7 protein-coding genes are annotated in these 7,745 nt (G+C 69.5%); 5 read left to right on the top strand and 2 right to left on the bottom strand.

Going from position 1 to position 7,745, the window contains the following annotated elements; genetic code table 11:
• On the bottom strand, positions 1–1,371 hold a 1,371-nt coding region (locus tag P3W75_RS23375; protein ID WP_276229696.1), incomplete at its 3' end, for a DUF1906 domain-containing protein.
• Positions 1,372–1,823: 452 nt separating this feature from the next.
• Between P3W75_RS23375 and P3W75_RS23370 the strand changes: the two genes are divergently transcribed.
• The 3 genes from P3W75_RS23370 (at position 1,824) to P3W75_RS23360 (ending at position 3,737) form a co-directional block, all read left to right on the top strand.
• Entirely contained in the window at positions 1,824–2,246 is a 423-nt protein-coding gene (locus tag P3W75_RS23370; protein WP_276229695.1) for a nuclear transport factor 2 family protein, read from the top strand.
• 2 nt (positions 2,247–2,248) lie between these two features.
• Entirely contained in the window at positions 2,249–2,836 is a 588-nt protein-coding gene (locus P3W75_RS23365) for a TetR/AcrR family transcriptional regulator (protein ID WP_276229694.1), read from the top strand.
• Positions 2,837–3,023: 187 nt separating this feature from the next.
• Positions 3,024–3,737 (top strand): substrate-binding periplasmic protein, encoded by a 714-nt coding sequence (locus tag P3W75_RS23360; protein WP_276229693.1) that lies wholly within the window; start codon positions 3,024–3,026, stop codon positions 3,735–3,737.
• Positions 3,738–3,905: 168 nt separating this feature from the next.
• On the opposite strand, the gene P3W75_RS23355 is transcribed toward P3W75_RS23360, so the two are convergent.
• Positions 3,906–4,820 carry a LysR family transcriptional regulator gene (locus P3W75_RS23355; protein ID WP_276229692.1) on the bottom strand — a complete coding sequence of 305 codons (915 nt, stop codon included), beginning with the start codon at positions 4,818–4,820 and terminating at the stop codon, positions 3,906–3,908.
• Between the two features lie 105 nt (positions 4,821–4,925).
• Here P3W75_RS23355 and P3W75_RS23350 point away from each other — a divergent pair, with 105 nt between their 5' ends.
• Together P3W75_RS23350 and P3W75_RS23345 are read left to right on the top strand one after the other, a co-directional pair.
• A complete protein-coding gene (locus P3W75_RS23350) occupies positions 4,926–6,665 on the top strand; it encodes an amidohydrolase (protein WP_276229691.1) in 1,740 nt (579 codons plus the stop codon).
• Between the two features lie 29 nt (positions 6,666–6,694).
• Positions 6,695–7,745: C45 family autoproteolytic acyltransferase/hydolase (locus tag P3W75_RS23345; RefSeq protein ID WP_276229690.1), on the top strand; the 1,051-nt coding region annotated here is incomplete at its 3' end.

Here is a 7,745-nt window from a genome sequence, read left to right as displayed (position 1 = left end):
GGCGCGCAGGAAGTATTCGGTGGGGGTCTTGCCCTGGCCGCTGGCGAAGCGGATGTGCGGGGCGTCTTCCGTGCGCTGGTTGTCGGCGATCAGCATCTTGTCGGCCCCGGAGGTGCTGATCACCAGGTAGATATGGTCGGCCCCGGCCGGGGTCGGGTCGTTGTCGAAGCACACGCCGACGTCCCCGGCGATCTGCGCGCCGACCTTGATCCGCGTCCAGTCCCGGCTTTCCAGCAGGTGCGCGAGCTTGCCGGCGCCCCAGGTCATCGGGATGTCGATCCCGGCGTGCTGCAGCAGCGCGCTCAGGTGCGCCGCGCAGCCGTTGGTGGGGTAGCCGGGCAGCGAGTTGGCCGCCGTCACCCGCGCCGCCTTGAGCCCGGCCGGGGTGCTGCCCTGGCGGATCAGCTCCGGCACGAAGGCGGCGTCGGCGCGTGTCGAGGGCGTCGCCGCCGGGGCGGGCGCGGCCGGCGTGGCGGCGGGGGCGCTGTCGTCGCTCAGGTAGGCGCTGCTGACGAAGCCGTCCATGACCCCGTCGCCCTGCAGGTCGATCCCGGTCCAGCCACCCACCCGCTTCAGCGGGAACACCAGCGTGTTGCAGGGCAGCACCCTGGAATAGTCGAACTCCACGCCGGGCCCGGAACGCAGGCGCAGGCCACTGCGGGCGTTGATCCGCTGGCGCGGGCCGTCGCCGCCGAGCAGCGCCTGCGCAACGGCGGCGGGCGCCGGCGCGGCGGCCTGGGCGAGGACGAAGTCGCCGATGACGGCGCTGTCGGTGCTGCTGTCCGGGTCGCAGTCGACCCCGGCGATCTTCACCGGCATGCCCTGCTTCAGGGTCAGCCGTGGGTCCTTGGAAAAGGCCGTGAAGCCGGCCCAGCCGGTGGATTGCGCCAGCCAGGCACAGCGGGCGAGCCCGGCGTCGAGCACCGCCTTGCAGGTGGCGCCGCTGCCGTACACGCCGACGTTGTAGTCCGGCTCGCCGGTGGCCTGCGCCAGGGCGTCGGCCACGCCCTGGAAGTAGGGAATGATCTGCTCGCGGATCTGCGCGGGGCGGGCGTCGAAGTCCACCGCGAAGTAGATCGCCGAGCCGCCGGGCTGGCCGATGCTCGCCGCCGCGTAGGTGCGCGCGTAGGCGGCGTCGGCCAGGCCGCTGGCATGGTCGAAGTTTTCCAACTTGTCGCCGAAGCGCCCCTCGTGAACGATGCCGATGCGCAGGCCGGCGGCCAGCAGCTGGCGCGCCTCGTCCGCGCCCAGGCGCTTGGAGGCGCGGATGGTGTCGCGGGAGTAGTAGCGGATGATCGTCCGCACGCCCGCCGCGGCGAGCGCGGACGCCTTGCCGCCGCACGCGCTGGATACGTCGATGATGGTGGCCATTGCCAGGTTCCTCCTGAACGGGTTCGGCGGGTGGCCGAACGGTGGCGAGCCTGACGGGCAAGTGACGGCGACTGCGGGGTTCTACTTCGGGCTCTGGGGTTGGGTGACGGCGCTCGAAGGGAAGGGGACGCTAATGGCTTAGCACGCGGCTCCGGCGGGCGATGAAACGCTTTTCTATGAAAACCGCGCGGTTATTCGGATTGGGAATCTGCGCGGCAACATCCGGGCATGCGAAGCGTCTACGTGGGATGGGTGAGCGGGATGGAGTGAGCGAAGCGATAGCCATCCTCGGGAGCCTCGCGCATGGCGCTGTTCGCAGGGCGTGCACCGGCCGGCCTCGACCCATAGGCGAATGTCGATGGGCCGGCGGGGGTTCGATTGAGACAATTGTCTTTTGGTGAGATTTAAGTCTCATTATGCTGGAGGCTCATCCCCGCCCGGAGGTTCCGGCCATGGCACTCACCCGCGAGCAAATGGACCGCAAGGTCGACGAGCACTTCCGTTTCGAAGCCGAGGACGACGTCGACGGCGTCCTCGCCACCCTGGCCGACGAGGTGGAGCACCACGTCATCGGCAACCCGTCCGGCCCGGTGCACGGCCGCGAGGCGGCGCGCCGGTTCTACAGCGGGCTGTTCGCCGACCTCGCCGAAAGCCGCGTGGAAAGCCTGCGGCGCCTGTACGGCGCGGACTTCCTGGTGGACGAGTCGCTGTGGAGCGGCACCGCGCCGGGCCAGCCGTTCGGCCTCGAAGGCCGTGGCCGGCCGTTGCAGTTCCGCTTGCTGCACGTGGTGGAATTCAACGCCGGCGGCGCCATCCGCCGCGAGAACGTCTGGCTCGACCTCGCCGCCATCCTCCGCCAGCTACCCCAGGACTGAGCATGGACGACGCCCGCGCCAACCAGAAGCGCCGCACCCGCAAGGACCTGCTGCTGGCCGCCGGCCGCCTGCTGCGCGAAGGCCGCGACCCGAGCCTGGAGGAAGTGGCGGAGGCGGCGCTGGTGTCCCGCGCCACCGCCTACCGCTACTTCCCCGGCGTCGAGGCGCTGCTGCTGGAAGCCTCGCTGGACCTGGCGCTGCCCGAGCCGCAGGCGCTGTTCGCCGGCGCGCCGGACGACCCGTTGGCGCGCGTCGAGCGCCTGCACGAGGTCTTCCACGGCATGCTGCTGGCCAACGAGAAACCGCTACGGATGATGCTGCTCAACTCCCTGCGCCAGGCCGGCGCCGAGGGGCAGGGGGCGCCGGTGCGGCAGAATCGCCGCAGCGCGCTGATCGAAGCGGCCCTGGAGCCGGCCCGCGAGCAGTTCGCGCCCGGCGCCCTGGACACCCTCGGCAAGGCCCTGGCCATGCTGCTGGGCATCGAAGGCCTGGTGGTGCAGAAGGACGTGCTGCAACTGGACGACGCCGAGGCCGAACGGGTGACCCGCTGGGCGCTGCGGGCGCTGGTGCAGGCGGCGCGCCGCGAATAGACCGAGCGGTCATGATTGCTGGCGAAATGGTCGTATGTCGCTCTAGCCGCGGCCCCCGTCGACCCTCTAGACTGCCCCGTAGCCCCGATCGCTACGAGTCGCGACCTTGTCCAGTGCAGTAACAAGATCCTTACCGCTAGCGCACTTCCTGCCTGTCCTCGCCTGTCTTTTCGCCCTCTGGCCCGGTGTGTCGGCCGCCTGCGAGAAGACCCTGCGCTGGGACGACGACCCGCCATTCAGCATGCAGCTGGCCGACGGCGCGGTGGGCGGCATCTACGTCGAACTCAACCGCCTGGCCCTGGAACGCCTGGGCTGCCAGGTACGGCTGGTCAAGCTGCCATGGGCGCGGGCCCTGAAGGAACTGGAAAACGGCCGCCTGGACGTGCTCCCCGGCGCCTTCCGCAAGCCCGAGCGCGAACTCTACGCCTACTTCTCCGGGGCGATCCTGCAGCCCTCGCGGAACATCCTGTTCATGCGCCGGGGCGACCCCGCGCGCGCCTCCCTGCACGACCTGCTGGACCTGCTCGGCACCTCCTTCCGCCTGGGTGCGCAGATGGGCGTGAGCTATGGCCAGTCGTACCAGGAACTGCTCGGCGACGATGAATTCGCCAGCCGGATGTACTTCAACCCCAGCCGCATCAACCTCTGGCACATGATCGACAAGGACCGCCTCGACGGCATCATCGCCGACGAGAACAGCGGTCTCTACGAGTTGCGCCAGCTCGGCCTGAGCGAACGCATCGGGCCGACCGCCGTGGTGGTCTCCAGCGACGCGGCGGAAACCGCCTTCAGCAAGCTGAACAACTCCCCGGCGTTCGTCGAGCGCTACGCCGACACCGTGCGCGGGATGGTGCAGTCCGGCGAGTACCAGGCGATCCTCGCGCGCTACCTGGGGCGCTGACGGCCCCCACACAGAGCACTGGCCTGGTTTTTTGCAGGATGGGTTGAGCCGGGCCAACGTCACTGGGCCCCGCGTTCGCGGGGGTGACGGATCAGCGACGCACCATTCTCCACCTCGTCATCCCCGAGAACGCGGGGAACCCGTGCCTTTGTCACTCCGCCGAAGGCTTCACCCCAGCCCCTTCTCCCGCAGATGCGCCCTGAGCATCTCGATGAACACCCGCACCTTGCGCGTATTGCGCCGGTGCGGCAGGAACAGCACGTGGATGGTCGGGCCGAAGGCGCTCTGGTCGCGCCAGCAGTCCGGTAGCTGTTCCACCAGCTCGCCGCGCTCCAGGTAGGCGCGGGCGCTCCATTGCGGGAGGAATTGCACGCCCTGGCCGGCCAGCAGGCAGGCGAGCAGGAAGTCGTAGTTGTCGCTGGCCAGGCGCGGCACCGGCTGCTTCAGGCGGATGCGCTCGCCGTCGCGGTTCACCCACCAGAAATTCCGGTTCAGCAGCGGGTGCTGGAAGATCAGCCAGTCGTGCTCGGCGTAGTTCTCCAGGGTCACGTCCATGCCCTTGCGCGCGAGGTACGCCGGGCTGGCGCAGAGCAGCAGGTGGTTCTCCAGCAGCGGCTGGGCGATCACCCCCGGCAGGTCCACCGGGCCGTCGCGCAGGGCCAGGTCGTAGCGGCCCTCCATCAGGTCGGCGAACTCGTCCTGCAGGTCCACCTCCAGGCGCACCTGCGGGTGTTCGTCGAGGAAGGCGCGGCACACCTGGCCGAGGAAGGCCGGGGCGAAGGAGGGCGGGGCGGCGATGCGCAGGGTGCCGCGCAGCTCCTTCTGCAACTGCTCCACCTCGGCGCCCGCCGCCTGCAGGTGCAGCAGCGCCTGGCGCGCGCCTTCCAGGTAGATCTGCCCGGCCTCGGTCAGCGCCATGCGCCGGGTGGTGCGTTCGAACAGCCGGGCGCCGAGTTCCTCTTCCAGCTGCGCCACGCCCTTGGTCACCGCCGACGGGGTCTTGCCCAGGTGCTCGGCGGCGCGGCTGAAGCCGCCATGGTCGGCGCTGGCGACGAACATGGTCAGGGCGGTCATCTTGTCCATTGATCTATTCCTGTCAGGCACAGAAGTTGTGCAAGAAATCGGCGTTAAAGCGCCGTCGGGCATTGGGTACCCTGCTTCCCACACAACAAGAATCGGGGCGAACCCATGAAAATACTGATTCCAGCGCTGCTGTCCATGGCTTGCGCTTTTTCCTCAGCGGAAACGATGGCCGCCGCCGAGCTGATCTTCCACGGCGGCAAGGTCTACACCGCCGAGCCCGGCCAGGGCCTGCAACAGGCGGTGGCCATCGAGAACGGCAAGATCCTCGCCGTGGGCAGCGACGCCGAGGTGCTGCGCCTGAAGGCCGCCGGCACCCGCGTCATCGACCTACAGGGCAAGGTGCTGATGCCCGGCTTCATCGACTCCCACAGCCATACCGTGAAGGGCGGCCTGCAGATGCTCCAGGCCAACCTCGATGGCGCGCTGCTGCCGGTGCCGGAGCTTGCGAAGAAGCTGCGCGAGTGGCGCGACAACGGCAAGGCGAAGCGCGGCGAGTACCTCAGCGTCGGCGGCCTGCCGTCCACCTACTGGGGCGACATCGCGGCGCTGGAGAACACCTTCAACCAGGGCGAGTGGGCCGAGCAGCCGATCCTCTTCGTCGGCTGGGACCTGCACACCGGCTGGGCCAACCAGGCCATGCTCAAGCTCGCCAAGGTGGACGCGGCCAAGGTCGCCAGCCTCAAGGGCGAGGAGAAAGCCACTATCGGCGTGCACGCCGACGGCACGCCCAACGGCTTCCTGGTCGACGCCGGGCTCTACCCGCTGCAGGCCATGCTGCCGCTGCCGACCACCGAGGAGCTGACCCGTGGCGCCTACGCCGCGCTGCGCTACTACAACAGCCTGGGCATCACCGCCTGGATGGACCCACTGGCCAACGAGATTCCAGGCGCCGACATCACCAACGCCTCCACCGGCGTGCTGCCGATCTACAAGGCCCTGGCCGAGAAGGGCGACCTTTCCGCCCACGTCGCCGCGCTGCTGATGGCCGACTCCAAGGCCACCCCGAAGGACCTCGACGAGCTGGACAAGGTGCGCCAACAATTCCTCGGCGTGCCCAACCTGACCCTGCCGGGCATCAAGGTGTTCGCCGACGGCGTGGCCGAGGTGCCGGCGCAGAGCGCAGCCATGCTCGAGCCCTACAAGAACTCGCACAAGTTCGGCGAACTGCTGATCGACCCCAAGCACTTCGGCGAGCTGGTCAGCGCCGCCGACGCGCGCGGCTGGCTGGTGCACGTGCACGCCATCGGCGACCGCGCCATCCACGAGGCGCTCAACGGCATGGCCCAGGCGCGGCGCGACCGCAACAGCGGCATCCCGCACTCCATCACCCACCTGCAGATGGTCAACCCGAAGGACTTCGAGCGCTTCCGCCAGCTCGACGTGATCGCCTCCATGCAGCTCTACTGGGCCAGCGCCGACGAATCCAGCATCGACCTGGTCAAGCCCTACGTGGACGCCATGGTGTTCATGTACACCTACCCGGCGCACTCGCTGCTCAAGCACGGTGCGACCATCGCCGGTGCCAGCGACTGGCCGATCACCACCCCCGACCCGTGGAAGGCCATCTACCAGGCGGTGACCCGCAAGGGCCCGAAGGGCGTGCTCAACGCCGACGAGGCCATCGACCGCCAGGTGATGTTCCAGGCCTACACCCTCAACGCCGCGCGGATGATCCGCCTGGACGACCGCATCGGCTCGCTGAAGCCGGGCAAGCAGGCCGACCTGGTGCTGCTCGACCGCGACGTGTTCAGCGTGGCGCCCGAAGCGCTGCGCGACACCCGGGTGCTCGGCACCTGGTTCGGCGGCCGCCAGGTCTATAGTCAGACGCAAACCGCGCAGCGCTGAAACCGATTCGAAACGACAGGAGCCTTGCAGTGAAAATCCATACCTTCGTCAGCGAAACCCGCGAGCCGTTCGAACGCGGGCGGCAGATCGGCGAGCGCTGGGCGCAACAGATCGGCCAGACGCTCGCGCTCTACCTCGACTTCTTCCCCCGCGTGGGCGTGCCCAGCGAGCGGGTGCGGCAGATCGGCGAGGCCAGCCTGGCCGCGCTGGAAACCTGGTGCCCGGCGCTGGCGCGGGAAATCGAAGGCCTGGCCGCCGGCGCACGCCTGCCGCTGTGGCAACTGGCGGCGCTCAACGCGCGCACCGAAATCCTCGCGGTGATGCCGCAGCAGCCGGTGGAGGGCGAGTGCTCCACCGCCATCTACGCGCCCCACGGCGCCGCCGCGCCGCTGAGCCTGCAGACCTGGGACTGGCACGACAGCCTGGTGCCCCACGGGTTGATCCTCAAGCTGCTGGGCGGCAGCGGCCTGACGGTGAAGCTGTTCACCGAGTTCGGCATGCTCGGCAAGATCGGCGTCAACAGCGCCGGCCTGGGCCTGCACTTCAACATCCTGCACCACGCCGCCGACAACGCCGAAGCCGGCGTGCCGGTGCACGCCATCGCCCGCCGGGTGCTGGAAGAGGCCACCAGCGTGCGCGAAGCCATCGACCTGGTGGGCACGGCGCGGGTCAGCGCCTCCACCGTGCTCAGCGTGTTCAGCCGCGACGACGCCGAGCTGCGCGCCGCCAGCATCGAAATGAGCCCGGCGCTGACCGCCGTGGTGCCGGCCCGCGAAGACGGCTGGCTGCTGCACACCAACCACTTCGTCGACCCGCAGCAGGCGCGCGGCGAGCGCACCGCCGACGTCTCCACCACCTACGCGCGCTACGACCACCTGGCGGCGATGACCGCCAACATGGCCCGCGCCGACCTCGTCGAACGCGCCGACGCCTTCTGCGGCGCCGCCGGCGAGCAGGCGGTGGTGTGCTTCCACCCGGACCCGGCCGAGCCCGACACCGAACGCTGGGAAACCCTGCTGAGCGTCGCCCTCGACAGCGTCGGCGGCACCCTGCAGTACGTCGCCGGCAACCCCAAGGCCC

This window comes from Pseudomonas citronellolis, from assembly GCF_029335315.1.
Lineage (GTDB): Bacteria > Pseudomonadota > Gammaproteobacteria > Pseudomonadales > Pseudomonadaceae > Pseudomonas > Pseudomonas citronellolis_A.
The sequence above is the reverse complement of the archived record's forward strand: the minus strand, read 5'-3'. Positions and strand labels throughout refer to the sequence as shown.

Excerpts from the sequence above, each read along its gene's own strand:
- P3W75_RS23355 (WP_276229692.1), bottom strand. The coding sequence starts at position 4,820 with ATGGACAAGATGACCGCCCTGACCATGTTCGTCGCCAGCGCCGACCAT.
- P3W75_RS23365 (WP_276229694.1), top strand. The coding sequence starts at position 2,249 with ATGGACGACGCCCGCGCCAACCAGAAGCGCCGCACCCGCAAGGACCTG.
- P3W75_RS23370 (WP_276229695.1), top strand. The coding sequence starts at position 1,824 with ATGGCACTCACCCGCGAGCAAATGGACCGCAAGGTCGACGAGCACTTC.
- P3W75_RS23350 (WP_276229691.1), top strand. The coding sequence starts at position 4,926 with ATGAAAATACTGATTCCAGCGCTGCTGTCCATGGCTTGCGCTTTTTCC.